The organism is Kitasatospora sp. NPDC001683, from assembly GCF_053596495.1.
The window spans coordinates 52,426-76,583 of the sequence record NZ_JBSFGK010000024.1; the positions used below are offsets into that span (position 1 = coordinate 52,426).

Below are 24,158 nucleotides of genomic sequence, written 5' to 3' on the forward strand. Positions count from 1 at the left end.
CACCCCATGACGACCGGAATCCTCGACTACGAGAGCGACGCCATCGTCCAGCTCATGAGCATCGCGGAGGACGACTGGACCGAGAAGGACCTCAAGGACGCCCTCCAGCGGGCGATCATGCTCGAGGTGTCGACCATCGCGCCCTACGCCACCGCGCTCTGGTCGATCACCGACGCCGATTCCGGCAAGCCGGTCGCCCAGACCATCCGCGACATCATCTTCGACGAGATGTGGCACTTCGGACTGGTCTGCAACATGCTCACCAGCATCGGCGGCACGGTCGTCCTCACCGACCCCGCCACCGTCCCGAAGTACCCGGGCGAGCTCCCCGGTGGCGTCAACCCCGGGCTGGTGGTCTACCTCAGCGGGCTGTCCCGCGACTCGGCCAAGCTCTTCTCCGACATCGAGAAGCCCGAGAACCCGCTCGCCTTCGCGGCCGACGGCAACACGATCGGCGCCTTCTACCAGCGCATCGCCAACGTCTTCCCCAAGTACGCGCACCTCCTCAGCGGTCAGCGGCAGGTGAGCACCTCGCCGGGTGGTAAGCGCGAGATGATCGAGATGAAGACCATCGACGACGTCCTGAGGGCGATCCGGATCATCCAGACCCAGGGCGAGGGGACCAGCGCCTCCCCGGAGGACCCCTCCGGTGGCGGGCCGAGCAGACTCGCCCACTACTACGCCTTCAAGGAGATCGCCGAGGGCCGGAAGCTCGTCTTCAACGACATGACCCGGAAGTGGGAGTTCACCGGCGACGCCGTCCCGCTGCCGGACACCTCCCCGGTCGCCAAGGTGCCCGGCGGCGGCTGGCCCCGCCAGGGCGACCCCAACTCGCCCGACCAGTCCACCGCGAAGCTCCTGAACGACTTCAACAAGGAGTACAGCGACATGCTGCGCGCCCTCGAACAGGCCTGGGCCGGCGCCCCGAACGCGATCTCCACCGCGATCGCCATGATGGGTGCGATGCGCGGCTCCGCCCAGCAGATCGCGGGCGTCAAGCTGCCCGCCGACCCGCGCTTCCGTTACGGCCCGGAGTGGCTCCTCGTCCAGTAGTGGCCCCGGACCGCACGAAGGCCGGTGCGGACGGCTCCGCACCGGCCTTCGCCGACCACTACCGCTCAGCGGCTAGCCGTTCAGTCGTTCGGCACGGTCGCGTACTTCGCGGTGCCCTCGGCCATCTGCTTCAGGGCGTCCTTGCGGTCCCGCTTCGACAGCTTGTCGATGTAGAGGGTGCCGTACAGGTGGTCGGTCTCGTGCTGCAGGCAGCGGGCGAAGAAGCCGGTGCCCTCGACCCGGATCGGCTCGCCGTCCTTGTCGACGCCGGTCACCGCCGCGTAGTCCGGGCGGGGCAGCTCGGCGTACGCGGTCGGGACGGACAGGCAGCCCTCGTTGCCGTCGTCGAGCACCCGGCGGCGGTCGGCCGGGTACTCCTCCAGCCGCGGGTTGATCACGTGGCCGATGTGGCGCACGCCCTCGTCGTCCGGGCAGTCGTAGACGAAGACCTTGAGGTCGACGCCGATCTGGTTGGCGGCCAGGCCCACGCCCTCGGCGGCGTACATCGACTGGAACATGTCGTCGATCAGCGCGGACAGTTCGCCGTCGAACACGGTGACGTCCTTGACCTCGCGGTGCAGGACGGGGTTGCCGACCACGGTGATCGGGCGCGCGGTGCCCTTGCTGAGGTCGGGCTCCTCACCGATCACCTTCACGGGGGCCTCGGGCGCCGCCCCCTCCACGTCGTGCTCGTGCCCGTGGTCGTGCTGCTCCGCCATGTCTTCCGCTTCCAATAGGTCTACGCGTACCTCACCAGGGTACTCAGCAGACTTCTTCGAGATCCCGGTAAGCCCGGGTTGCGGGGGCCGCCGCGACCCAGCGGTCCAGCAGCACCCGGACCAGGTGCGCCGGCGCCGCGATCCCGCACTCGCGCTCGACCAACCAGGACATCCCGGCCGCGCCGCCCTGGCTGAGGTGGCTGAGGTGCCCGGGGTGGGCGGCGTCGCCGTCGTCGTGCGGGTCGTGGTGGGCGACGACGCCGTCGTCCGAGGCCATCCGGCTCTCCGAACAGGCCCGGCACAGCAGCCGCACCGAGGAGGTCCAGTCCTCGGCCGCGTACCCGGCCTCGGCGACCAGCCGCTCCAGGGCGTCCCGGTCGCCGGCGGTGGCGGCCTGCAGCAGCACCACGTAGGTCGGCACCGGGGATGGCGCCCACAGCTCGATCTCGTCGAAGACGGGGTAGGCGACGCCGTCGGTGACCCGCTCGCCGTGCGGGGCGCCGTCGTGCAGCACCACCTCGCCCCAGCGGCGGCCGGAGGAGGGCAGCGGGATGGACAGCACCTCGATCCGGGCCGGGTCGAGCCGGCGGCCCCACACCACCTCGGACTCGCCGTCCGGGGACAGTCGCACCGGGGTGGTGCCGAGGTCCAGGCTGACCGGGCCGTCCCCGCCGGGGCCGCCGGGCAGCTTCAGCCCGTAGGCCTGCCAGGCGCGGCGGGCGAGCGGCCAGTCCTGCAGGGCGGTGGCGGTGATGCCGAGGTTCCACCAGTCGGGGGCGCCGTGCTCGCGGTCCAGCAGGGCGACGGCGCGCAGGCCGGCCGAGCGGGCCTGCTCCCAGTCGCGGCGGAACTTGTGCAGCAGGGCGAGGTTGAACCAGGAGTCGGACAGCCAGGGCTCCAGGTCGGCGGCCATCACCAGCAGGGCGCCGGCGTCCTCGTAGCGGCCGTCGCCGATCAGCGTGAAGGCCCGGTCGGTCGTCTGCCGCCAGGTGGCGGACGGCCGGTGCCGTGCCCGGTGGAAGATCCTCACGTTCGTCCCTGCCGTCGTCGTCCGCTCAAGTCCCGTACCGCCGGGCCCGTCCCGTCCTCGACGGGGCCGGGTCCCGGTGCTCCGGGTCGGTGTTCCACGCTACGACCGCATCCAACCACGCCCGCCCCCGCCCGCGCTCCCCACCGCCGAGGTTGGGGCCCGCCCCTCCCCAGCCTGCCCGCCGCGGCGCGCCTCCTCAACCCCTGGCGGTGCCGCCCGACCACGCCTCGACCAAGCACCCCGCACCGGCCCGGACACGCACCGCCGCAACCCCGGGCCCGCTCGCCTCAGCCCCGGGCCTGCCCGCCGACCCGGGCGAGCGCGTCCACCACCCGGGCGTCGTAGACCCGCCCGCGCCCCAGCCGCAGCACCTCCAGGGCCTCCAGCCGCCCCACCGCCTCGCCCAGGCCCCGGCCCCGGGCGGCGGTCAGCAGGTCGTCGTGGGCGTTGGCGACCCGGATGATCCGGGCCGCGAGCGGCACCGGCCCCTCACCGCCGACCGGCCCCGGGCAGGGGTCGGCCAGTCGGGCGACCTGCTCGGCGACCTGCCGGGGCACCCCGGTGCGGCTGATCACCTCGCTGCCGAGGCGGGCGATGCGCTGCTGCTCGGCGCAGGACAGCAGTGCGGTCGCGCCGTCCGGCACCGGCTCGACCAGGGACAGCTGGCCGACGTCGTGCATCAGCGCCGCGTACTCCAGCAGGGCGAGCTCCCGGGTGCCCAGCCCCAGCTCGCGGCCGAGCGCGCACGCCGTGTCCGCGACCCGGCGCGCGTGCCCGTGCGGGGTGTAGCCGGCGACCTCGGTGGCCCTGGCCAGGCTGGCGATGGTCTGCCCGGTGGTGGCCCGCACCGCCGCGGCCCGCCGGAAGGAGATCTGGGCGAGCAGCAGCGGCGTGCAGAACAGCGGCAGCGCCCACAGCCCCACCTCGCCGGCCGCGAGGCTGACCAGCATGCCGGTGGCGACGATCGCCGAGCCGATGCCGAACAGCGACCGCAGCTCGTCCTCCAGCGCGGCCGGGAACCGCAGCCCCTTGGCGGAGGAGGCGCGCAGCAGCGCCGCGAGGGTCGCGTCGCAGAGCCCGGTCAGCGCGGCGACGGCGGTCAGGAACGCCCCGTAGGCCGGGCCCTCGGGCGAGAAGCGGTCGACCATGCCGCCGTTGTAGAGCGGCTGGAACACGGCGGCGGAGAAGCCGACCGCGAGCAGCCGGCGGGCGGCGCTGTCACGGCGGGCCTGGTCGGCCCAGGGCGGGCGCCGGTGCGGACGTCCGGGGCGGTGCGGCAGGGCGAGGCCGGGCAGCCAGGCCAGCAGCAGGCCGATCCCGGTGACCGCGACCACCTGGAGGGTGCCGTGCGCGGTCGGCACCCCGCGCAGCGGTCCGAGCAGGGCGTACGCCAGCGCACCGGCCGCGCCGATGGGCGCCTGCTCGCGGTCACCCGGAAGGGTGATCCGAACGCATTCGCCGAGCGCGATCAGCGCGGTGAACGCCAGCGCGACCCGCGGTTCGGCGACCCCGCGCACGGCGACCGCGCCGAGCGCGAGCACCAACAGCGCGGCGGCGGCCGTGTGCATCGCGCGGGCGGTGCTCCCGCGCGCCGAACGGGCGCGGACGGTCCGGCCGGCGGCCGCCCGCCCAGGGTCGGAGCCGCGCCCGCGCCCGGTCACGACTGCCCGGCCACGGGGACGGTCCGGCCCTGGGCGGGCACCCGGCCGGGCGCGGCCCGCACCGGCTCGGGCACCCCGAGCGGGATGTCCGGCACGGCCCGCACGCAGTCCTCGGAGGGCACCACGGGCCGCCATTCGTGCACGGCCAGCGCGTCGATCAGCGCCCGCACCATCACCGGGTCGAACTGGCTGCCGGAGCAGCGCTCCAGCTCGGTCACCGCCTCGGTGACGGGCCGGCCGCGCCGGTAGGAGCGGGTGGAGGTCATCGAGTCGAAGGCGTCGGCGACGGAGATGATCCGGGCGAACTCGGGGATCTGCTCGCCGACCAGTCCGCTCGGGTAGCCGCGCCCGTCCATCCGCTCGTGGTGGTGCAGGATCCCGGCGTGCGCCTCGCCGAGGAAGTCGATCCCGCGCACCAGCTCGTACCCGTACACCGGGTGGATCTCCACGGCCCGGCGTTCGTCCTCGCTGAGGGGACCGTTTCTGCGCAGCAGCTCGGTGGCCACGCCGAGCTTGCCGACGTCGTGCAGGATCCCGGCGAAGCGCAGGGTGCGCAGCCGCTCGGGCTCCATGCCGAGCTGAGTGGCGATCAGCACCGAGGCGCGGCCGACCCGTTCGCTGTGCCCGCGGGTGTACGCGTCCTTGATCTCCACCGCCTGCACCAGCGACTGCACGGTGGCCTGGTGGGCGTCCCGCTCGCGCTGGCCCTGGGCGAACACCCAGGCCGAGATGGACAGCGGCAGCAGCGCCAGCAGCGCGGCGAACGCCCCGTACGGGCCCTGCCAGAGCACCGCGACCATCAGCCCGCCGGCCGCGTGCACCAGCACCGGCAGCCCGCACACCGAGCAGGCCCCGCGCAGCACCTCGCCGGCCCGCCGGCCCTCGCTGAGCACCACCATGACGCCCACCACCAGCCCGTTGACCAGGCAGAACGCGGCGACGGCGGCGAAGCCGGGCAGCAGCGCGGCCGGGAAGCGGGAGCCGAGCAGCAGCTGCGGGCCGCGCAGCAGGTGGAAGGCGACCGACGCGGCGAAGGCGCACAGCGCGAGCTGGGAGCCGTTGAACAGCTGTCGCCCGCGGCAGCCGGGGCCGGTCGGGCCGCCGAGCAGCGCGGCCGGGGCGGCGACCAGGGCGGCGGCGGCCGGCGGGAGCATCAGCGCCCCGGCGAACAGCACCGGGAAGAAGGCGTTCACCCCGGGGCGGGCGGGTGCCCGGCCCGCGGGCGCGGAGCGGCGCAGCAGCCGGCGCAGCAGGAGCGAGCAGGGGGTCGGCAGGCCCTGGGCGAGCGACTCCCAGCAGCCGTGCAGGAAGCCCAGTAACCCGATCTTGGGCCAGTCCGCCGGGTGGCCGAGCCAGTGCGGCGCCCCGGGCGTGAGGGCCTGGGGCAGCAGCGGCAGCAGGCAGCACAGCGCCGCCACCGGAACGGCCACCAGGTATCGCGCCGCTCCCCGCGGCAGGGTCGCGCCTCCACTGTCGGTAGCGATCTCGACCTCCCCGCGTCCGGACCCCGTCTTGCCTCAGCGCGCCGGGATGACCGGCGGTGAGCGTCCGTCAGGAGGATAGGCCGCCGTCCGGGCGCGGGGACGCATGATCGCGCAATGGCGCAGTTGGCGCACCGCCAACTCACTCGAACGAGTGAGGGCGCATGCGAGCAGGACGGGAGCGGCCCCGGGAGCACACGCTCCCGGGGCCGCTGAACTCCCTGCCCGACCGTTTCGCCCGCCCTCGCCGGCGGACGTACGGGCCACCCGCCGGACTACTCCGCCGGGGCTCCCGCCTCGACCGGCGCACCGGGGCGCACGGCGGGCTCCTCGGCCGCGCCCCCCTGCGCCGGGGACTGCGCCTGGGCGCGCTCCTGAGCCTGCGCCGGGGACTGCCCCGGCCTGGGCGCCGGGCGGGCCGACTCGGCGTGCACCTCGACCGAGGCCTCCGCGGCGACCACCACCGGATCGCCCGAGCGCTGCCCGGCCCGGATCGAGTCGATCCTGGCCAGCACCTTGCCGCGCAGGTCCGCCGGGGTGTCGTCGCAGCCGCAGGAACGCTTGATCAGCGCCTTGATCGCCTGCTCCAGCCCGTACTGCTTCAGGCAGGGCGAGCACTCCTCGAAGTGCACCCGCAACTTGGCGCAGTCGCCCTCGGCCATCTCGTTGTCGAGGAATTCATAGAGGTGGTCGAGGACCTCGCCACACTCGGTTTCGTGCGGATCGCCGCAGCTCATGAGCCCGAGCCCTTCGCTTCCTGCCCTGCCCCGCTGCCGGCCGGGACCAGCCCGCGCTCACGGGCGTAGTCCTCCAGCATGCCGCGCAGCTGCCGGCGGCCGCGGTGCAGCCGGGACATCACCGTACCGATGGGAGTACCCATGATGTCCGCGATCTCCTTGTACGCAAAGCCTTCTACGTCCGCGAGATAGACGGCGATCCGGAATTCCTCCGGGATGGCCTGGAGCGCGTCCTTCACATCGCTGTCGGGGAGGTGGTCGAGCGCCTGGGTCTCGGCCGAGCGCAGACCGGTCGACATGTGCGACTCGGCCCTGGCCAGCTGCCAGTCCTCGATCTCCTCCGCCGCGGTGCGCTGGGGCTCCCGCTGCTTCTTGCGGTACGAGTTGATGAACGTGTTGGTGAGGATGCGGTACAGCCAGGCCTTGAGGTTCGTGCCCTCACGGAACTGGTGGAAGGACGCGTACGCCTTCGCGAACGCCTCCTGGAGCAGGTCCTCCGCGTCCGCGGGGTTGCGTGTCATGCGCAGCGCCGCGGAGTACATCGGATCGAGGTACCCCAGGGCGTCGCGCTCGAAGCGCTCCCGCCGGGCCTCCTCGGACTCCTCCGCCGACACCCGGAAGGTGTCCTCACCGATCGCCTCGGCCAGTTCCTCACCGGTGAGCGCCTCGCCCGCAGGCTGGGCCTCGTCCGGACCCCGGCCCGGCTCGGCCTCGTGCTCGGTCCCGACGACCGGACCCACCTCCTCGGCAACACGCGCGCGGCCCACGGCGGGCCGCCCAGAAATGGAGGATATCGGGCTGACGGGCTTCTCGCCCGCGTCAATCCACTCCGACCAGGAGGGAGCGAACGCCACGGCGGCCTCACGCTCCTCAGGCCGTTCGGGGCACGCGATCGAACCCATCTGCCCTGCCTCTCACCGGTGACTCGTGCTGACGGAGACGACAACCACCCCGACCCCGCCCGCATTCCCGCCCCGGCCCGCCATTCACTCGCACGAGTGAGCGAGCGGAAACGCCCTGCTCATCGCGGCGGAGTCGCACCAGCGGGACCACACCAGCGGGAGGGATCACAGCAGCCCCAGCACCCAGTCCCCCACCGCCGAGCAGATCATCCCCAGCACCTCGTCCTGCCCCAGCGACGCCCGCTTGGGCACCTCGAACCCGTGGTTCCCGTACGGCAGCGCCACCAGCTCGTGCCCCCGCGGCAGCTCCGGGAACTCCTCCGGCCCGCCGAACGGATCCGCCGCGCCCTGCACCACCAGCGTCGGCAGCCCCGACTCCAGGAGCTCCTCCGCCCGGCTCCTCTCCGGCTTGCCCGGCGGGTGCAGCGGGAACGCCAGCGCCACCACCCCCACCGCACCGCTCGCCGCCCCCGTCCGGCAGGCCACGCGCGCCCCGGCGCTGCGCCCGCCGACCACCAGCGGCACCCCCTGCCCGGCCAATCGCTCCGCGACCGGCCGCCAGCCGAGGTCCAGGGTCTTCGGCGCCGGACCGAGCTTGCGGCCCGCCACCCGCCACGGCTGCTCGACCAGCGCCACGGTGATCCCCCGCGCCGGCAACCGCTCCGCCAGCGCCACCAGGTCCCGGGCCCCGATCCCGCCGCCCGCGCCGTGCCCCAGCGCCAGCACCGCCTTCGGGGCGGCCGCCCGGTGGTACGTGATCCGGGCGTCCCCGGCCTCGGTGGCGACCAGTTCGGAGGTGGTCATCTCAGCGGCTCCCAACGACGTTCAGAACAGTGTGGTCTCGTACTCGACCTCGACCCACGGCTCCTTGAGCTCCGGGCCGTTGTTGCGGATGTTGCCCACCGCCGGCGACACCGGCGTGGCCAGCAGCGCGCCGGGCGGCGGGGGTATCAGCAGCCGGCGCACCTCCTCCGGGTCGTCCAGCCCCGGATCCAGCCACTCGCCCCAGGAGTCCGGGGCGAGGAACAGCGGCATCCGCTCGTGGATCGGCGCCAGCGCCTCCTCGGCGTCCGTGGTGACGATCGTGAACGTCACCAGCCAGGCCTCCGGGTGCCCCGGCGGCACCGCCCGGTTGCGCCAGAACTCGTACAGCCCGGCCAGCGCCAGCGGGCCGCCGCCCGCCCGCGAGACGAAGAACGGCTTCTTGCGGGCCCTGCCCCGCTCCCCCGGCACCGTCTGCCACTCGTAGTAGCCGTCCACCGGCAGGATGCACCGGCGCGAGGCGAAGGCCTGCCGGTAGGCGGGCTTCTCGTGCACCGTGTCCGACCGCGCGTTGATCATCTTCACCGCCGTCTCGGCGGAGCTCGACCACTGCGGCACCAGCCCCCAGCGCAGCGCCCGCAGCTGCCGCACCGGCCGCGGCGCCCCCTTAGACAACCGCTCCAGCACCACGAAGGCGCTGTTGGTCGGTGCCACGTTCCAGTTCGGGTCCAGGGACTCCGCCGGGTCCCAGAACTCCACGTCGAACAGCTCGACGAGGTCCTCGGGCTTGCTGCTGGCTGCGAAGCGACCGCACATGCGGGCCAGCTTGCCACGCCGCCCGCCCTCACCACTTCCTCATCCACGGACCGCAACCGCCCGCTCCCGCCCTCCCGTCCCGGCATGGGAGGCTGCCCCGAACGGCCCAACGCAGCGAACGGAGGCGCAGACCCGCCGATGAACCCGAACAACCAGAACCTCGGCGAACTGTGGGACCGGGTCACCGGCGCCCAGGCCGCCCCGCCCGGCTGGCTCGTCCTCGCCACCGGCTGCGCCGCCCTGCTCGCCGTCCTCGCCCGCCCGCTGTGGCACGTCGCCCGCAACGCCGTCACCATCGCCCACGAAGGCGGCCACGGCCTCGCCGCGCTCGCCACCGGCCGCAAGCTCGCCGGCATCCGGCTGCACTCCGACACCTCCGGCCTCACCCTCTCCTACGGCCGCCCCACCGGCCCCGGCATGGTCCTCACCGCCGCCGCCGGCTACACCGCCCCCGCCCTGCTCGGCCTCGGCTGCGCCGCCCTGCTCGCCGCCGACCGGATCACCCTGCTGCTGTGGCTGGCCGTCGCCCTGCTGCTGGCCCTGCTCGTCCGCATCCGCAATGTCTACGGCCTGTTCACCGTCCTGATCGCCGGCGGTGCCTTCTTCCTGGTCTCCTGGTTCGGCAGCGCCCAGGTCCAGGCCGGCTTCGCCTACCTCGGCTGCTGGTTCCTGCTGTTCGGAGCGGTGCGCCCGGTCCTGGAACTCCAGCACCAGCGCCGCATCGGCTGGGCCCGCGACTCCGACGCCGACCAGCTCGCCCGGCTCACCCACGTCCCCGCCCTGGCCTGGGTCACCGTCTTCCTGCTGATCGCCCTCGCCTGCCTCGCCCTGGGCGCCAGCTGGCTGCTCCAACCACTGTGACCCGCCCCGAGCCGAAGGGCCGCGCCGGTGCCGAAAGCGAGAAGCGACAAGCGAGGCACGAGCGCCGGAGCGCCGACCGTCGGCACCGGGTCCGAAGCGGCCCGGAGGCGAGCGGGCGAGCACCCGCCCCGAGCCGAAGGGCCGCGCCGGTGCCGAAAGCGAGAAGCGACAAGCGAGGCACGAGCGCCGGAGCGCCGACCGTCGGCACCGGGCCGGAGCGGCCCGGAGGCGAGCGGGCGAGTCATCGTCCAGTATCCGGACCGCCCCGGTGCGGCCCCTAGACTGGCTCACATGACCGAGACCCTGTGGCCCGCCCCCGTCGCCACCGCCCCAGTCGACGCCACCGTCACCATCCCCGGCTCCAAGTCGGTCACCAACCGGGCCCTGGTGCTGGCGGCACTCGCCGACGGGCCCGGCTGGGTGCGCCGACCGCTGCGCAGCCGTGACTCCCAGCTGATGGCCGACGGCCTGCGCGCCCTCGGCGTCACCATCGAGGAGAAGGTCAACAACGACGCCGGTGGCACCGGCGGCGGCGAGGCCTGGCGGGTCATCCCCGCCCCCGTGCTGCGCGGCCCCGCCAACGTCGACGTCGGCAACGCCGGCACGGTGATGCGCTTCCTGCCCCCGCTCGCCGCCCTCGCCGACGGCCCGGTCCACTTCGACGGGGACCCGCGCAGCCACGAGCGCCCCCAGCACGGCGTGATCAACGCCCTGCGCGCGCTCGGCGCCCGGATCGAGGACGACGGCCGCGGCACCTTCCCGCTCACCGTCGTCGGCACCGGCGGCCTCGACGGCGGCCCGGTGGAGCTGGACGCCTCCTCCTCCTCCCAGTTCGTCTCCGCCCTGCTGCTCTCCGGCGCCCGCTACCACCACGGCGTCGAGGTCCGGCACGTCGGCGGGCCCGTCCCGTCGCTGCCGCACATCCGGATGACCGTCGAGATGCTGCGCCTGGCCGGCGCCCAGGTCGACGCCCCCGAGGACGGCGGGGAGAAGGACGTCTGGCGGGTCACCCCCGGCGCCCTGCTCGGCCGCGACCTGGTGGTCGAGCCCGACCTGTCCAACGCCGCCCCGTTCTTCGCCGCCGCCCTGGTCACCGGCGGCCGGGTGACCGTGCGCGACTGGCCCAAGCACACCACCCAGCCCGGCGACCAGCTGCGCGACCTCTACACCCGGATGGGCGGCAGCTGCGAGTTCACCGACGAGGGCCTGCGGTTCACCGGCACCGGCCGGATCCACGGCATCGAGGCCGACCTGCACGACGTCGGCGAGCTCACCCCGGTGATCGCCGCCGTCGCCGCCCTCGCCGACTCCGAGTCCCACCTGTACGGCATCGCCCACCTGCGCCTGCACGAGACCGACCGGCTCGCCGCCCTCGCCAAGGAGATCAACGACCTCGGCGGCGACGTCAGCGAGACCGAGGACGGCCTGCGGATCCGCCCGCGCCCGCTGCGCGGCGGCGTCTTCCACACCTACGAGGACCACCGACTGGCCACCGCCGCCGCGGTGCTCGGCCTCGCCGTGCCCGGCGTCGAGGTGGAGAACGTGGCCACCACCGCCAAGACCCTGCCCGACTTCCCCAAGATGTGGGCGGAGCTGCTCGGCGAAGGCGACCGCGACGGCGACCGCGACGGCGGAGCGGCGACGGACGCCTGAGCGGAGACTGGAACCATGCGCCGCTACGGCAAGGACGCCGACGAGGACGACATCCGCAACCGCCCCGCCCGCCGGGGCTCCCGGCCGCGGACCCGGATCCGGCCCAAGCACGAGGACGCCGCCGAGGCGATGGTCCTGACCGTCGACCGCGGCCGGCTCACCTGCCTGGTCGACCCGGGGACCAAGCAGGAGCGCCAGGTCGTCGCCATGAAGGCCCGCGAGCTGGGCCGCAAGGGCGTCGTCGTGGGCGACGTGGTCAACCTCGTCGGCGACCTCTCCGGCGACACCGACACCCTCGCCCGGATCGTCCGGGTCGAGGAGCGCAGCTCGGTGCTGCGGCGCACCGCGGACGACGACGATCCGTACGAGCGGATCGTCGTCGCCAACGCCGAGCAGCTGGCCATCGTCACCGCGCTGGCCGACCCCGAGCCCCGCCCCCGGCTGATCGACCGCTGCCTGGTCGCCGCCTACGACGCGGGCATGGAACCGCTGCTGGTGCTCACCAAATCGGACCTCGCCCCGGCCGAGCCGCTGCTGGAGTCCTACGCCCCGCTCGGCATCAACTACGTCGTCACCCGCCGGGACGAACTGGCGACCACCGGCGCCGAGGCCGTCCGCGAGCACCTGCGCGGACTCTCCACGGTGTTCATCGGCCACTCCGGCGTCGGCAAGACCACCCTGGTCAACGCCCTCGTCCCGGACCGCCAACGGCAGACCGGCCAGGTCAACGCCGTCACCGGCCGCGGCCGGCACACCACCGTCTCGGCCCTCGCCCTGCGGCTGCCCCCGCCGCCCGGCGCCAAGCCCGGCTCCAGGAAGGCGCTCGACACCGGCTGGGTGATCGACACGCCCGGCTTCCGCTCCTTCGGCCTCTCGCACATCGACCCGTCCCGGGTCATCCACGCCTTCCCCGACCTGGAGCCCGGCACCGTCGACTGCCCGCGCGCGTGCAGCCACGACGAGCCGGACTGCGCCCTGGACGCCTGGGTCGCCGACGGCCACGCCGAGGCCGCCCGGCTCTACTCGCTGCGCCGCCTGCTGTCCAGCAAGGAGGCCCGCGAGGGCGACTGACGGCTGCGCCGCCCCCCTTGGGTTCATGGCCCGTTCGAGGTGTCGGACCGGCCCCGCCTGGTGATCATAGGAAAGTCGGGCCGGGCAACGGCCCGCCCGTCGATCGACAGGGAGGGCACGCGATGGCATGGGCCCTGGTGGTCCTGGCCGGCCTGCTGGAGACCGGCTTCGCGATCAACCTCAAGCTCAGCGAGGGCTTCACCAAGCTCTGGCCCACCATCAGCTTCTGCGCGTTCGCCCTCGGCAGCTTCGGGCTGCTCACCCTCTCGCTGAAGAGCCTGCCGGTCGGCCCCGCCTACGCGGTGTGGACCGGCATCGGCGCGGCCGGCACCGCCGTCTACGGCATGGTCTTCCTGGACGAGACCACCTCGGTGCTCAAGCTGGTCTCCATCTCCCTGGTGATCGCCGGCGTGATCGGCCTCCAGCTCAGCGGCACCGCCCACTGAGCTGCGACTCGCCCACTCGCCTCCAGGGCGCTCGGACCCGGCGCCGACGGTCGGCGCTCCGGCGCTCGTTCCTCGTTTGTCGCTCGCCCTCCTTGCCCGCCAGCGGGCGGGGAGGGGCCCACCCTTTCGGCACCGGCGCGCCCCTTCGGCTCAGGGCGGCCTGAGCTAGGGTTTCCGACATGGCCGACTACCACGACGATCTCCGACTCGCCCACGTCCTCGCCGACTCGGCCGACTCGGTCACGCTGGAGCGCTTCCGCGCCCTCGACCTGAAGATCGAGACCAAGCCGGACCTCACCCCGGTCAGCGACGCCGACAAGGCCGCCGAGGAGCTCGTGCGCAGCGTGCTCCAGCGCGCCCGCCCGCGCGACGCCGTCCTCGGCGAGGAGTTCGGCCTGCAGGGCTCGGGCCCGCGCCGCTGGGTGATCGACCCGATCGACGGCACCAAGAACTACATCCGCGGCGTCCCGGTCTGGGCCACCCTGATCGCCCTGCTGGAGGACGGCCCGGACGGCGTCGAACGCCCGGTGGTCGGCATCGTCTCCGCCCCGGCGCTGCAGCGCCGCTGGTGGGCGGCCAAGGGCCTGGGCGCCTACGCGGGCCGCAGCCTCGCCAAGGCCTCCCGGATCCACGTCTCCGGCGTCTCCCGGATCGAGGACGCCTCCCTCTCGTACTCCTCCCTCACCGGCTGGGAGGACCGCGGCCGGCTCGACCCGTTCCTGGACCTCACCCGTGCCTGCTGGCGCACCCGCGCCTACGGCGACTTCTGGTCCTACATGATGGTCGCCGAGGGCGCCGTGGACATCGCCGCCGAGCCCGAGCTGTCGCTGTGGGACATGGCCGCGCCCTGCATCGTCGTCGAGGAGGCCGGCGGCCGCTTCACCGGCCTGGACGGCGTCCCCGGCCCCGGCGGCGCGGACGCGGTGGCCAGCAACGGCCTGCTGCACGAGGAGACCCTGCGGCGCCTGTCCGTCTGAGCCCCGCCGCCCCGCCCCGAGCCCCTTCGGCTGGCGAGCCCGCCCCGAGCCGAAGGGGCGCGCCGGTGCCGAAAGGGAGAAGCGAGGGAGCGACGCAGGAGCGAGGGAGCGCCGACCGTCGGCACCGGGTCCGAGCGCCCCGGAGGCGAGCGGGCGAGTAGCAGCGCGGGCGAGTAGCAGCGCGGGCCCCTTGACCAGTGGGAGCTGGTCAAGGGGCCCGCCGCTCGCTCGGCCCGTCCTACTGCTTGCGCAGCTCCCGGACCGCCGTCTCCAGCCGCTGCCCGTAGTCGGCGTCGGCCTTGCGGAAGTTGTCGATCGCCCGCTCCACGATGTCCTCGCGGTCGGCCGAGACCTTGGCGATGAAGCCCGCCAGGTTGGCGATCAGCCGCTGCTTCTCGTCCTCGGAGTACAGCCGGTACAGGTCGCCGGCCTGCACGAAGTCGTCGTCCTCGGCGTGCGAGGGCGCCGCGTGGGTGCCGGTGTACCCGTCGAGCGCGGTCGCGGCCCACAGCGGGCGGCCGGTCTGCACCGGGCCGCCGAAGCTGTTCGGCTCGTAGTTCTTCTGCCGCCCGTGCCGGCCGTCGTACAGGTAGCCGTCGCGGCTGTTGGTGCGGGCCTCGGTGGCGTGCGGGCGGTTCACCGGCAGGTGGTCGGCGTTGATGCCGACCCGGTAGCGGTGGGCGTCGGCGTAGGCGAAGAGGCGGCCCTGGAGCATCTTGTCCGGGGACGGGCCGATGCCGGGCACGAAGTGCGCCGGGGAGAACACCGACTGCTCGACCTCGGCGAAGACGTTGTCGGGGTTGCGGTTGAGCTCCAGCCGGCCGATCTCGATCGGCGGGTAGTCGGCGTGCGGCCAGACCTTGGTCAGGTCGAAGGGGTTGAAGCGGTAGGTGGCCGCGTCGGCCGCCGGCATGATCTGGACCTGCACCGTCCAGCTGGGGAACTCGCCGCGCTCGATCGCCTCGCGCAGGTCGCGCTGGTGGCTGTCCGGGTCCTCGCCGGCGAGCTTGTTGGCCTCGGCCTGGGTGAGGTTGCGGATGCCCTGGTCGGTCTTGAAGTGGTACTTGACCCAGAAGTGCTCGCCGGCCTCGTTCTGCCACTGGAAGGTGTGCGAGCCGTAGCCGTTCAGGTGCCGGTAGCTGGCCGGGATGCCGCGGTCGCCGAACAGCCAGGTCACCTGGTGGGTGGACTCGGGCGACAGACCCCAGAAGTCCCAGACGTTGTCGGCCTCCTGCGAGCCGGTGTACGGGTCGCGCTTCTGGGTGTGGATGAAGTCCGGGAACTTGATGGCGTCCTTGATGAAGAACACCGGGGTGTTGTTGCCGACGAGGTCGTAGTTGCCCTCCTCGGTGTAGAACTTCAGCGCGAAGCCGCGCGGGTCGCGCACCGCGTCGGCCGCGCCGAGGTTGCCGGCCACGGTGGAGAAGCGCAGGAAGACCTCGGTCCGCTTGCCGATCTCGGACAGGAAGGCGGCGCGGGTCCAGGGGGTCACGTCGGCGGTCACCGTGAAGGTGCCGTACGCGCCGGCGCCGCGGGCGTGCACCACCCGCTCCGGGATCCGCTCGCGGTTGAAGTGCGCGAGCTTCTCGAACAGCAGCTGGTCCTGGATCAGGGCCGGGCCGCCGACGCCCGCGGTCTCGGTGTTCTGGTTGTCGGCCACAGGGGCACCCGCCTCCGTGGTGAGGGTCGGGCGCAGCTCGTCCTGCGTGGTCATAACGGGTGCCTCCGAGGGATCCGGTCGTGATGACACGATCCTAACTTGGACTCCGTCCAAGTCAACACTGGAACCAATCTCAGAGCGTGACTTATTCTGGTTCCATGAGTGACCTGCTGGAGAGACTGCGCGGACGCGGCTGGCGGCTGACCTCGCAGCGCCGCGTGGTGGCCGAGGTCCTCGACGGCGAGCACGTCCACCTCACCGCGGACGAGGTGCACGCCCGCGCCGCCGGTCGCCTGCCCGAGATCAGCCGCGCCACCGTCTACAACACGCTCGGCGAACTCGTCGCCCTCGGCGAGGTGCTGGAGGTCGCCACCGACGGCCGCGCCAAGCGCTACGACCCCAACGCCCACCGCGCCCACCAGCACCTGATCTGCTCCGGCTGCGGCGCGATCCGCGACGTCCACCCGCAGGGCGACCCGCTCGCCGCGCTGCCCGTCACCGAACGCTTCGGCTTCGCCGTCACCACCGCCGAGGTCACCTACCGCGGCCTGTGCCCCGACTGCCGTCCCTGAACGGCCCTGAAGGCCCTGAAGGCCCGCAGGACTACTACGCGCTCAGCTCCGCGTGCAGCGCGCCCAGCAGCCGCCCGGCCCGCTCCGCGACCTCGGCCGGCCCGCAGTCGATCGCCCGCCGGCACCAGTTCTCCGCCTGCACCGGCTCGCCCCGGCGCAGTGCCAGCAGCGCCAGGCGCAGCGCCGCCCGCCCGTGCCCGGCATCGGCCGCCCGGGTGTACCAGAGCATCGCTTCCGCCTCGCTGTCCTGCCGGGCCAGCAGCAGCCCCAGGTTGAACGCGGCGCTGCGGCTGCCCGCCTCGGCGGCCCGCCGGTACCAGCTCTCGGCGATCTCCAGCGCACCCCGCTCGGCCGCCCGCACGCCCATCCGCACCTGCGCCCGCCGGTGCCCGGCGTCGGCCGCCAGCGCGTACCAGTGCTCGGCCTCCGCGTCCGCGTCCCCGCGCCGGTCCAGCACCGAGGCCAGCCGGAACGCGCCCTCCGCCGAACCGCCGGCCGCCGCCTGCCGGTAGCGCTCCAGCGCGCCCGCCAGGTTGCCGCGCTGCTCCTGGGCGACGGCCAGCTGCAGCGCCGCCTCGCCGTGCCCCTCGGCGGCCGCCCGCGCGTACCACTCCTGGGCCTGCCGCGCCTCGCCGCGCCCGGCGTGCAGCACGCCCAGGTTGAAGGCGCCGTCCACGCTGCCGGCCTCGGCGGCCTTGGAGAACCACGGCTCGGCGCCGGACTCGTCGCCGCGCTGCAGCAGCACCACGGCCAGCGCGTTGCAGGCCTCCCGGTGCCCGGCGTACGCGGCCCGGCGGTACCACTGCTCGGCCTGCTGCTCGCGGCCGGTGCCGGCGCAGAGCAGGCCGAGGTTGAAGGCGCCGTTCTGGTCGCCCGCGTCGAGGGCGGTGCGGTACCAGTGCTCGGCCTCCTTGGCCTCGCCGCGGCTCGCGTGCAGGGCGCCGAGCGCGTTGGCGGCGTTGCCGTCACCGGCCTCGGCGGCCTCCCGCCACCATTCGGCGGCGGCGGTGACCTCCCCGGAGTCGCGCAGCAGGAAGCCGAGCGCGCAGGCGGCGCGCGGCTCGCCGTTCTGCGCGGACTGGCGGTACCAGCGGGCCGCCTCCTCCAGCAGCGACTGGTCGGTGCGGGCGCGCTCCTCCAGCAGCACGCCCAGGCGCAGCGCGGCGCGCGCGTGACTGCGGGCGGCGGCGGTGCGGTACCAGGCCTCGGCGGTCTCCTTGTCGCCGGCGGCCTCGCGCATCCGGGCCAGCCGGTAGGCGGCCTCGCGGTGCCCGGCGTCGGCGGAGACCTTGAACCAGCGCTCGGCCCGCACGTCGCGCCGGTGCTCCATCAGGTCGCCCAGCGCGTAGGCGCCCAGCGGGTGGCCGTGGTCGGCGGCGAAGTGCAGCCAGTACTCGGCGGCCTCCTCCTCGCCCTGGTCGCGCAGCTGGAGTCCGAGCGCGTGCGCGGCGGGGGCGCTGCCCGCCACCGCGGCCTGGTGCCACCACTGGCCGGCCTCGGCGCGGTGGCCCTGCTGGTGCAGCAGGACGCCCAGGTTGTTGGCGGCGGCCCGCACCCCGGCGGCCGCGGCGGCGCGGAGGTAGGGCTCGGCGTCCTCGAGGTCACCGCGGCGCAGCAGCAGGGTGCCGAGCCGGCTGGCGGCGTCCGCGTCGCCGCCGTCGGCGGCCTGCCGGTGCCGCGCCTCCAGGGCGGCGGACTCCCGGGCGGCCAGCGCGGTCTCGAAGCTGGTCGAGTCCAGCCCGGCCGGGTCCAGCGCGGCACCGGCGGGCGACTCCTCGCCGCCCGGCGCCCCGTACAGGCCGACGGCGGCGGAGAACTGACGGGTGGACACGTGGACGAGACTGTCGGGCCCGAAGCCGCCGGCCTGGGGGCGCTCGGACAGTCCGCTGGTGCGCTGGGCGGGCAGGGCCCCCGGGCGGCTGTCGGGGCTCTCGGCGCTCTCCGCCCAGGCGTCGGTGTCCGCCTCGACCGCCGCACCGGACTTGGTACCAGACTTGCCGATCAGCCTCATGCCGACTCCCGCTCCCCCAGAGTGTCGCGGCATCGTGCCCCGGCCGACGGCCGGGGGGACTCCCAGGAGAGGCGCCGGACCCGACGGCCCATCAGCGGCCGTGCACCGTCCCCCGTGTGTCCCATCGTCGCATCACCCGCTACCCGCGTACACCTGCCCCGGCCGAATTCGGGCGGGGCGGACCCGAAGCCGACGAAATTGCTTCGGCGCTTTGTCGATTTCCCGACACTTCCACCCCACAAACCCCAGTGCCGTCCCCGTTGGCGACGGTCGATAGTACCGGAGCGGTTCCCACCGCTTCCGGACGGAACGTCCGCACGGAAACGACAGAGGCCCGGAGGAATGATCCTCCGGGCCTCTGACACTGAGTAGCGGGGACAGGATTTGAACCTGCGACCTCTGGGTTATGAGCCCAGCGAGCTACCGAGCTGCTCCACCCCGCGTCGTTGTGGTTGAACCATAGCACGGACGCGGGACGGAAAGCGAAAACGGTTACCGCAGCTCAGTGGGACTACGGGTGCGGGCTCGGCGACCCCGACCCGGTCGGCGCCGCCGTCGGAGCGGTCGTCGGAGCCGTGGACGGAGCTGTCGTCGGAGCCGGCGCGGAGCCGGCGCCGCGCGCCGCCGCGGCCGCGTTCAGGGCGTCCCCGAGCGCCTTCTGGGCGTTGCCGTAGGCCACCCAGTCACCGTTCTTGAACGCGGTCTGGCTGTCGTTGTACGCCTTCTCCGCGTCCGACAGCGCCTTCTGCAGGTCCGGCGAGATCGTCCCGCCCGGCGCCGGGGTGGCCGGCCCGGTGGGCGCGGGCGTCGGCGTCCCCGGGGAGGTCGGCGTCGTCCCGCCGCCCGGCGTCGTGGCACCGCCCGAGCCGGACGGCGCGGGCGGCGTGGCCGGCGGAGCCGCCCCGCCGAACACCTTCTTCAGCGCGTCCTGCAGGGTGGCCTCGAACGCCACGTTGTCGTCCCCGTACACCGCCAGGACCTTCTGCAGCGTCGGGTACTTGGCGCCGCGTCCGCGCACGTACACCGGCTCGACGTTGAGCAGCCCGCCGCCGACCGGCAGGGTCAGCAGGTTGCCGTACTCCAGCTCCGAGTCGCCGTTCTTCAGCAGGGTGATCTGCTGGGCCACCTCCGGCCGGGAGTTGAACTTCGACTGCACCAGGCCCGGGCCGGGGGCGCCGCTCTCGCCCGTCATCTTCAGGATCCGGATCTTCCCGTAGTCCGCCCCCGGGTCCGCGTCCACGGACATGAACGCCGCCAGGTTCGGGCGGCCGATCGGCACGAAGGTGCTGGTCAGCGAGAAGCTCGCGGCGGCGGCGTCCGGCGTGCGCACCGTCACGTAGTACGGCGGCTGGACCTGCCTGGTGTCACTGGTCGGGTCCACCGGGACCTGCCAGATGTCGCTGCCGTTGAAGAAGGAGTTGGCGTCCGTCACGTGGTACTGGCCGAGCAGGTCGCGCTGCACCTTGAACAGGTCCTGCGGGTAGCGCAGGTGCGGCAGCAGCGACGGCGGGATGTCCGCCTTCGGCTCGACCGTGCCCGGGAAGGCCTTCATCCAGGTCTTCAGCACCGGGTCCCGCTCGTCCCACTGGTAGAGCTTCACCTCGCCGGTGTAGGCGTCGACCGTGGCCTTGACCGAGTTGCGGATGTAGTTGACCTGGTTGGCCACCGCCAGCAGCTCACCGCGCTGGTTGGTCAGCGAGTCCTTGGTCGCGGTGCCCAGCGTCGTCTTCGACGAGAAGGGGAAGCCGTCCGAGGTGGTGTAGCCGTCCACCACCCACACCACGTGGCCGTCCTGCACCACCGGGTACGGGTCGGCGTCGATCGACAGCCACGGCGCGACCTTCTCCACCCGCTCCTTCGGCGTCCGGTTGTAGATCACCTTGGCGCCGTCGGTGATCGCCCCCGCGTACAGGATCTGCGGCTCGGCGAAGCGCACCGCGTACGCGGCCCGGGTGATCGGGTTGTCCAGCGAGACCCCGCTGTCGCCCCCGTAGGTGAACTCCTTGTTCTCCCCGGTCTGCGTGGTGTAGTCGATCTCCTTGTTCGAGCCGCCGACGATCGAGTACGTCGTCGTCTTCTCGCCGTAGTAGATCCGCTGCTGGTAGTCGCCCAGCGTGCCCGTGGTCGGCAGGCCCGACTCGGTGAACACCGGCTGGCCCCGGTCGTCGACCTGGTTGCCCTTGGCGGCCACCGCGCCGTACCCGTGGGTGTACTTGAAGTGGTCGTTGATCCAGTTGCGCTGCACCCCGTTGAGGTCCAGCTCGCGCAGCCCGATCACGGTGTCCTGCTTGTCCGCGCCGGAGCCGTACCGGTCCACCGACAGCGTGCTCGGGAAGGCGTAGTAGTTGCGCCCCTGCTCCAGCGACTGGAAGGTCTGCGACACGATGTTCGGGTCCAGCAGCCGCACGTCCGCGATGGTCTGGGCGTCCGGCTTCAGCGCGTCGCCGCTGGTCGAGCCCTGCGGACCGTACGGCGTGGTCTGCGCGTCCGCGATCCCGTACGCCCGCCGCGTCGCGTCGATGTTCTTCTGGATGTACGGCGTCTCCTTGGCCTGCTCGTTCGGCTTGACCTGGAACTGCTGCACGATCGCCGGGTACAGCCCGCCGATCAGCACCGCCGACAGCACCATCAGCCCCAGCCCGATCAGGGCCGGCGCCCAGGTCCGGCGGATCGGGGTCAGGAAGAACAGCACCGCGCAGATGATCGCGACGAAGAACAGGATCGTCTTGGCCGGCAGGAACGCGTTGGCGTCCACGAAGCGCAGGCCCGTCCAGCCCGACACCCCCTTGTAGGAGCCGGTCTTCACCGCCAGCGCGTACCGGTCCAGCCAGTACGCCACCGCCTTCAGCAGCACGAACACGCCCAGCAGCACCGCCAGGTGCCCCTGCGCGCCCGCGCTCGCCCGACGGCCCGGACCCTGCAGCCGCAGCCCCCCGTACAGGTAGTGCACCAGCGCCGAGGTCAGCAGCGAGACGATCACCGCGCTGAACGCGAAGCCCAGCACGAACTCGTAGAACGGCAGGTCGAAGGCGTAGAACGAGACGTCCATGCCGAACTGGGCGTCCTTCTCCCCGAAGGACGTCGCGTTCGTCCACATCAGCCAGGTCCGCCACTGGCCCGACGCCGCGGCGCCCGCCACCAGACCGATCACCAGCGAGACGCCGATCAGCGCCCAGCGCTTGAACGGCGCCAGACCCGCCCGGTAGCGGTCCAGGCTCTGCTGCTCCACCGACATCGCCGACAGCGGCGGCCGCAACCGGTGCGCCAGCCAGACGTTGAAGCCGACGATCACCGCCATCAGCAGGCCGAACACCGCGAACAGCCCGATCTTCGTCCACAGCTGGGTGGTGAACACCGAGGAGTAGCGGACCGACCTGAACCACAGCCAGTCCGTCCAGAACCCGGCGAACATGACGAACAGCAGGAACAGCACCGCGAGCACGCCCAGGGTCAGCAGCGCCACCCGCGCCCGCCGGGAGGGCGGCCCCACCCTCCGCCGGAAACCCGGCCCTGAGCGTTCCGGCATCTGGAATACCACGGTGGCACCTCAGCTGTGTCGTCTGGAATCGATCGGTCGTCAGGAAAACTAAACCAGGCTTCGGCCGAGTTCCCACCGTTAGCAGACGGTTACGACGCCGTTCCCCCACAACCCCCACCGGACCCCCGCCGGCCCGCCGGGGGCGCCCCCGCCACCGACCGCCGCGGCCGGCTGCGCCCCGCCCCGGCGAGCGCCCACCGCCCGGCGTGTGAGGATTGAGTCATGTCCGACGCGTCTGATCTGAACAACTCCCCCGACGATGTATCGAAGCTCCCGGCCGCCACCCCGCTCACCCGGGCCGCGCTGGAGATCGACGAGTACGCCGCCACCCTCGGCTGGGACCTCCCGGCCCGCCTGTTCGCCCTGGTGGACAGCGCCGCCCTGCGCAAGGCCGATCCCCGGATCGCCAAGCAACTCGGCCTCGAGGAGGGCGACGAGCCCGGCCTCACCCCGGTCGAGCAGGACGAACTCCCGGCCGGCATGGAGCTCGACAAGTTCCTCGGCACCATCGCCTGGCCCGACGCGGTGGCCGGCTGCGCCCTGGTGGTCGAGCGGATGATGCTGCCGCCGGGCGCCGAGCAGTCCCGCCCCCGGGGCGCCTCCGACGCCCAGCTCGCCGAGTGGGTGGCCAACCACCCCCAGCGCGAGGAGGTGCGGATCACCGCCGCGGTGCTGCGCGACGGCCGGAAGGAGATCGCCCTGCGGCTGCGCTCCAAGGACGTCGCCCGCGAGGTGCTGACCGGCCCGGACCTGGTCCCCGGCCTGACCGACGCGCTGCTGGCGACCTTCGCCTAGATCACTTGGGGCAGGACGGCAGCGCGGAGGTCTGCCCGGAGCGGATCTGCTCCAGCGACTTCAGCGCGCCGTCCAGGGTGTCCGTCTTGATCAAGGTCAGCCCGGACGGCACGTTCTTGGTGGCCTCGGCGCAGTTCGAGGACGGGGTGAAGAAGTACTCGGCCCCGGCGTCCCGGGCGGCGATCAGCTTCATCGATATCCCGCCGATCGGGCCGACCTTGCCGTCGTCGTCGATGGTGCCGGTGCCGGCCACGAACTTGCCGCCGGTCAGGTCGCCGCCGGGGGTGAGCTTGTCGATGATGCCGAGCGAGAACATCAGCCCGGCGCTGGGGCCTCCGACGTCCTGCAGGCCGATGTCGATCTGGAACGGGTAGGTGTGCCGGATCCCGGTGCCGATGCCGACCACCGCGAGCTCGGCCCGCTCGGCCGGGGCCTTCGGGTCGAGGTCCTTGGCCCGTACGGTCGGGACGGTGACGTCGGTCCTGGTGCCCGGGGTGGCCGAGCCGTTGCCGGAGTTGTCCTTGGCCCGCGGCACCACGGTGAAGACCACCGACTCGCCGGGCTTGTGCTTGGTGACGCCGGCGACCACCTGGTCGACCGAGTCGACGGCGGTGCCGTCCACGGCGACGATCTGGTCGCCCGCGTGCAGCCGGCCCTCGGCCGGGGCCCCCGCGGTGACCGACTTGACGATCAGTTCGTTGCCGACCGGGACGCCCAGCTGCTTGAGCGCGGCGGTGCGGGCGCTGTCCTCGGAGGAGGCGAACTCCTCGGCGTTCTGCTTCTTGGCGTCGGCGTCCGACTGCCCCTTGGGGTAGACGTTGTCGTGCGGCACCACCAGCACGTCGTCGCGCATCCAGCCGATCACCGCGTTGACCAGGCTGGGCTCGTACTTCGCCCCGGTGACCTGGACGGTGGTCATGTTGAGGTGCCCGGAGGTCCGGTACGAGTCGTGGCCGGTGATGCTGATCACCGGCTTGCCACCCTGGTCGCCGAGCGTGTTGTACGTCGGGCCCGGGCTCATCTCCGTGTACGGCACCTTCATCAGCACCGAGACGCAGAGCAGCGCTATGAGCAGGAGGGTGGCAGCGAGCATCGTCGCGGAGCGGCGTGGCATGCCTCGACAGTACGGGACGCGGGTGACGCGCTGCCCGCCGGGCTACCGGCCGGAGCGCTCCCCGGGGGTGCCGGTGCCGGCGGTGGTGCGTTCCATCGCGGCCATGAAGCGCCGGTGTTCGGCGAGCGAGGCCGGGTCCCCCGTGGCCTTCGGGGCCCGCTGGGCCCAGGCCGCCCAGGCGGCGGCGACCAGGACGGCGACAACCGGAATGATCAACCAGGCGAGCGCACCCATATCAGTACTCCCAGCTCGTCGTGTCTATGAGCAGATTAACCACTCCGGCGGACAACGCGGCCGGC

At 73.2% G+C, this 24,158-nt stretch carries 21 protein-coding genes and 1 tRNA gene; 8 read left to right on the plus strand and 14 right to left on the minus strand.

Annotation, left to right across the window (positions count from 1 at the left end):
* The first annotated feature begins 6 nt into the window (after positions 1 to 6).
* Complete coding sequence (locus tag ACWCYO_RS15640) at positions 7 to 1,053, plus strand: ferritin-like domain-containing protein (protein WP_270144253.1); 1,047 nt, start codon at positions 7 to 9, stop codon at positions 1,051 to 1,053.
* Between the two features lie 80 nt (positions 1,054 to 1,133).
* Here ACWCYO_RS15640 and def read toward each other — a convergent pair whose 3' ends face one another.
* The 8 genes from def to ACWCYO_RS15680 all read right to left on the minus strand — a co-directional run bounded on the left by def (position 1,134) and on the right by ACWCYO_RS15680 (position 9,161).
* Positions 1,134 to 1,787 carry a peptide deformylase gene (gene def / locus ACWCYO_RS15645; protein WP_449784518.1) on the minus strand — a complete coding sequence of 218 codons (654 nt, stop codon included), beginning with the start codon at positions 1,785 to 1,787 and terminating at the stop codon, positions 1,134 to 1,136.
* A 28-nt stretch (positions 1,788 to 1,815) separates the two neighbouring features.
* Positions 1,816 to 2,802, minus strand: a complete 987-nt coding sequence (locus tag ACWCYO_RS15650) for a tetratricopeptide repeat protein (RefSeq protein WP_030282252.1) — start codon at positions 2,800 to 2,802, stop codon at positions 1,816 to 1,818.
* Positions 2,803 to 3,089: 287 nt separating this feature from the next.
* Positions 3,090 to 4,370 (minus strand): HD-GYP domain-containing protein, encoded by a 1,281-nt coding sequence (locus ACWCYO_RS15655; protein ID WP_449784519.1) that lies wholly within the window; start codon positions 4,368 to 4,370, stop codon positions 3,090 to 3,092.
* Between the two features lie 89 nt (positions 4,371 to 4,459).
* Positions 4,460 to 5,893, minus strand: a complete 1,434-nt coding sequence (locus ACWCYO_RS15660) for an HD-GYP domain-containing protein (RefSeq protein WP_449784520.1) — start codon at positions 5,891 to 5,893, stop codon at positions 4,460 to 4,462.
* Positions 5,894 to 6,219: 326 nt separating this feature from the next.
* On the minus strand, positions 6,220 to 6,681 hold the full coding sequence (gene rsrA, locus ACWCYO_RS15665; RefSeq protein WP_270144263.1) for a mycothiol system anti-sigma-R factor: 462 nt from the start codon (positions 6,679 to 6,681) through the stop codon (positions 6,220 to 6,222).
* Positions 6,678 to 7,421: a sigma-70 family RNA polymerase sigma factor gene (locus tag ACWCYO_RS15670; protein ID WP_333493461.1), complete on the minus strand. Its 744-nt coding sequence runs from the start codon at positions 7,419 to 7,421 to the stop codon at positions 6,678 to 6,680. Before ACWCYO_RS15670 ends, rsrA begins: the two co-directional genes overlap by 4 nt.
* 327 nt (positions 7,422 to 7,748) lie before the next feature.
* Positions 7,749 to 8,387, minus strand: a complete 639-nt coding sequence (locus tag ACWCYO_RS15675; RefSeq protein ID WP_270144266.1) for an alpha/beta hydrolase family protein — start codon at positions 8,385 to 8,387, stop codon at positions 7,749 to 7,751.
* A 21-nt stretch (positions 8,388 to 8,408) separates the two neighbouring features.
* Positions 8,409 to 9,161: an SOS response-associated peptidase gene (locus tag ACWCYO_RS15680; RefSeq protein WP_270144268.1), complete on the minus strand. Its 753-nt coding sequence runs from the start codon at positions 9,159 to 9,161 to the stop codon at positions 8,409 to 8,411.
* 138 nt (positions 9,162 to 9,299) lie between these two features.
* Here ACWCYO_RS15680 and ACWCYO_RS15685 point away from each other — a divergent pair, with 138 nt between their 5' ends.
* The 5 genes from ACWCYO_RS15685 (at position 9,300) to hisN (ending at position 14,169) form a co-directional block, all read left to right on the plus strand.
* Positions 9,300 to 10,022: a M50 family metallopeptidase gene (locus tag ACWCYO_RS15685; RefSeq protein WP_270144271.1), complete on the plus strand. Its 723-nt coding sequence runs from the start codon at positions 9,300 to 9,302 to the stop codon at positions 10,020 to 10,022.
* 291 nt (positions 10,023 to 10,313) lie between these two features.
* Entirely contained in the window at positions 10,314 to 11,675 is a 1,362-nt protein-coding gene (gene aroA / locus ACWCYO_RS15690) for a 3-phosphoshikimate 1-carboxyvinyltransferase (protein ID WP_449784521.1), read from the plus strand.
* A 15-nt stretch (positions 11,676 to 11,690) separates the two neighbouring features.
* On the plus strand, positions 11,691 to 12,746 hold the full coding sequence (rsgA, locus tag ACWCYO_RS15695; protein WP_270144275.1) for a ribosome small subunit-dependent GTPase A: 1,056 nt from the start codon (positions 11,691 to 11,693) through the stop codon (positions 12,744 to 12,746).
* Between the two features lie 122 nt (positions 12,747 to 12,868).
* On the plus strand, positions 12,869 to 13,192 hold the full coding sequence (locus ACWCYO_RS15700) for a DMT family transporter (protein ID WP_449784522.1): 324 nt from the start codon (positions 12,869 to 12,871) through the stop codon (positions 13,190 to 13,192).
* A gap of 179 nt (positions 13,193 to 13,371) precedes the next feature.
* Positions 13,372 to 14,169 (plus strand): histidinol-phosphatase, encoded by a 798-nt coding sequence (hisN, locus tag ACWCYO_RS15705; RefSeq protein WP_270144279.1) that lies wholly within the window; start codon positions 13,372 to 13,374, stop codon positions 14,167 to 14,169.
* Between the two features lie 238 nt (positions 14,170 to 14,407).
* On the opposite strand, the gene ACWCYO_RS15710 is transcribed toward hisN, so the two are convergent.
* Entirely contained in the window at positions 14,408 to 15,883 is a 1,476-nt protein-coding gene (locus ACWCYO_RS15710) for a catalase (protein ID WP_270144281.1), read from the minus strand.
* A 104-nt stretch (positions 15,884 to 15,987) separates the two neighbouring features.
* Between ACWCYO_RS15710 and ACWCYO_RS15715 the strand changes: the two genes are divergently transcribed.
* Positions 15,988 to 16,401: a Fur family transcriptional regulator gene (locus ACWCYO_RS15715; RefSeq protein WP_270144283.1), complete on the plus strand. Its 414-nt coding sequence runs from the start codon at positions 15,988 to 15,990 to the stop codon at positions 16,399 to 16,401.
* A gap of 34 nt (positions 16,402 to 16,435) precedes the next feature.
* Here ACWCYO_RS15715 and ACWCYO_RS15720 read toward each other — a convergent pair whose 3' ends face one another.
* The 3 genes from ACWCYO_RS15720 to ACWCYO_RS15730 all read right to left on the minus strand — a co-directional run bounded on the left by ACWCYO_RS15720 (position 16,436) and on the right by ACWCYO_RS15730 (position 21,938).
* Positions 16,436 to 18,412, minus strand: coding sequence for a tetratricopeptide repeat protein (locus ACWCYO_RS15720; protein WP_449784523.1), 1,977 nt, complete (start codon positions 18,410 to 18,412; stop codon positions 16,436 to 16,438).
* Between the two features lie 369 nt (positions 18,413 to 18,781).
* Positions 18,782 to 18,855, minus strand: a tRNA-Met gene (locus ACWCYO_RS15725).
* Between the two features lie 68 nt (positions 18,856 to 18,923).
* Entirely contained in the window at positions 18,924 to 21,938 is a 3,015-nt protein-coding gene (locus ACWCYO_RS15730) for a UPF0182 family membrane protein (RefSeq protein ID WP_449784524.1), read from the minus strand.
* Between the two features lie 234 nt (positions 21,939 to 22,172).
* Here ACWCYO_RS15730 and ACWCYO_RS15735 point away from each other — a divergent pair, with 234 nt between their 5' ends.
* A complete protein-coding gene (locus tag ACWCYO_RS15735) occupies positions 22,173 to 22,745 on the plus strand; it encodes a PPA1309 family protein (RefSeq protein ID WP_270144289.1) in 573 nt (190 codons plus the stop codon).
* 1 nt (position 22,746) lies between these two features.
* On the opposite strand, the gene ACWCYO_RS15740 is transcribed toward ACWCYO_RS15735, so the two are convergent.
* Both ACWCYO_RS15740 and ACWCYO_RS15745 read right to left on the minus strand, forming a co-directional pair.
* Positions 22,747 to 23,859: a YlbL family protein gene (locus ACWCYO_RS15740; protein ID WP_449784525.1), complete on the minus strand. Its 1,113-nt coding sequence runs from the start codon at positions 23,857 to 23,859 to the stop codon at positions 22,747 to 22,749.
* A 42-nt stretch (positions 23,860 to 23,901) separates the two neighbouring features.
* Complete coding sequence (locus ACWCYO_RS15745) at positions 23,902 to 24,075, minus strand: hypothetical protein (protein WP_333493462.1); 174 nt, start codon at positions 24,073 to 24,075, stop codon at positions 23,902 to 23,904.
* Positions 24,076 to 24,158 lie beyond the last annotated feature (83 nt).

Bases quoted from the DNA above. Each gene is read 5' to 3' on its own strand.
- ACWCYO_RS15685 (WP_270144271.1), top strand. From the start codon at position 9,300: ATGAACCCGAACAACCAGAACCTCGGCGAACTGTGGGACCGGGTCACC.
- ACWCYO_RS15715 (WP_270144283.1), top strand. From the start codon at position 15,988: ATGAGTGACCTGCTGGAGAGACTGCGCGGACGCGGCTGGCGGCTGACC.
- ACWCYO_RS15730 (WP_449784524.1), bottom strand. From the start codon at position 21,938: ATGCCGGAACGCTCAGGGCCGGGTTTCCGGCGGAGGGTGGGGCCGCCC.
- ACWCYO_RS15640 (WP_270144253.1), top strand. From the start codon at position 7: ATGACGACCGGAATCCTCGACTACGAGAGCGACGCCATCGTCCAGCTC.
- ACWCYO_RS15720 (WP_449784523.1), bottom strand. From the start codon at position 18,412: ATGAGGCTGATCGGCAAGTCTGGTACCAAGTCCGGTGCGGCGGTCGAG.
- ACWCYO_RS15655 (WP_449784519.1), bottom strand. From the start codon at position 4,370: ATGCACACGGCCGCCGCCGCGCTGTTGGTGCTCGCGCTCGGCGCGGTC.
- rsgA (WP_270144275.1), top strand. From the start codon at position 11,691: ATGCGCCGCTACGGCAAGGACGCCGACGAGGACGACATCCGCAACCGC.
- rsrA (WP_270144263.1), bottom strand. From the start codon at position 6,681: ATGAGCTGCGGCGATCCGCACGAAACCGAGTGTGGCGAGGTCCTCGAC.
- hisN (WP_270144279.1), top strand. From the start codon at position 13,372: ATGGCCGACTACCACGACGATCTCCGACTCGCCCACGTCCTCGCCGAC.
- ACWCYO_RS15710 (WP_270144281.1), bottom strand. From the start codon at position 15,883: ATGACCACGCAGGACGAGCTGCGCCCGACCCTCACCACGGAGGCGGGT.
- ACWCYO_RS15680 (WP_270144268.1), bottom strand. From the start codon at position 9,161: ATGTGCGGTCGCTTCGCAGCCAGCAGCAAGCCCGAGGACCTCGTCGAG.
- ACWCYO_RS15735 (WP_270144289.1), top strand. From the start codon at position 22,173: ATGTCCGACGCGTCTGATCTGAACAACTCCCCCGACGATGTATCGAAG.
- aroA (WP_449784521.1), top strand. From the start codon at position 10,314: ATGACCGAGACCCTGTGGCCCGCCCCCGTCGCCACCGCCCCAGTCGAC.
- ACWCYO_RS15700 (WP_449784522.1), top strand. From the start codon at position 12,869: ATGGCATGGGCCCTGGTGGTCCTGGCCGGCCTGCTGGAGACCGGCTTC.
- ACWCYO_RS15740 (WP_449784525.1), bottom strand. From the start codon at position 23,859: ATGCCACGCCGCTCCGCGACGATGCTCGCTGCCACCCTCCTGCTCATA.
- ACWCYO_RS15675 (WP_270144266.1), bottom strand. From the start codon at position 8,387: ATGACCACCTCCGAACTGGTCGCCACCGAGGCCGGGGACGCCCGGATC.